Below are 633 nucleotides of genomic sequence, written 5' to 3'. Positions count from 1 at the left end.
CTTGGGCGAAAGCCGTCAGCGCCAGGCATCGGTCCGGATGGAGATCTCGACGTCGTCGCCGACCAGGTCGACATACTTGGTCATGCCGAACTCCGACCGCTTGATCTTGCCCTTGGCGCGGAAGCTGGCGTAGCGGGCGCCGGGGGCGGCGTTGGGCTTGCGGTCCGTCACGGTGACGTTGAACGTCATCGGCCGCGTCACACCGCGGAGCGTGAGGAAGCCGTCGATCTTCAGGGTGTCGTCGCCGAGCCGTTCGACCTTGTCGGACCGGAAGGTCATCTGCGGGAAGCGGTCGACGTCGAAGAAGTCGGAGTCCTTCAGCATGTCGGTCTGCTGCAGGTCCATCATCTGCAGGCTGCCGGTCTGCACGGTGACTTCGACGGCGCTTTTCGGGATGTCGGCGTCGTTGACCTGGACGTTGCCCTGCCAGGTTCCGAAGCCGCCGGTCGTGCGGAAGATGCGCGATTCGCCGATCGAGAACTCGATGGTGCCGCGCCCGTTGCCGATTTTCAGGTCTTCGGCCGCCCCGGCGCTCTGCGCCGCCGGCATCAGCAGCGTTGCGGCAGCCAGGAGGAGAAGGGCCGCGCGCTTAATGGGCAAGGCCTGTGCGCTCTTCGTAGGTGGTGAAGAAAC

Annotated in this window: 1 protein-coding gene; it reads right to left on the bottom strand. The window is 65.4% G+C overall.

The window, feature by feature from the left end; all coding sequences use genetic code 11:
- Nucleotides 1-15: 15 nt before the first annotated feature.
- Nucleotides 16-633, bottom strand: a 618-nt coding sequence (locus DNK49_RS23185; protein ID WP_207807109.1) for a YceI family protein, incomplete at its 5' end; no start/stop codon positions are given.

Origin of the sequence: Parazoarcus communis SWub3 = DSM 12120 (genome assembly GCF_003226565.1) — a bacterium.
Classification (GTDB): domain Bacteria; phylum Pseudomonadota; class Gammaproteobacteria; order Burkholderiales; family Rhodocyclaceae; genus Parazoarcus; species Parazoarcus communis.
The sequence above is the reverse complement of the archived record's forward strand: the minus strand, read 5'-3'. Positions and strand labels throughout refer to the sequence as shown.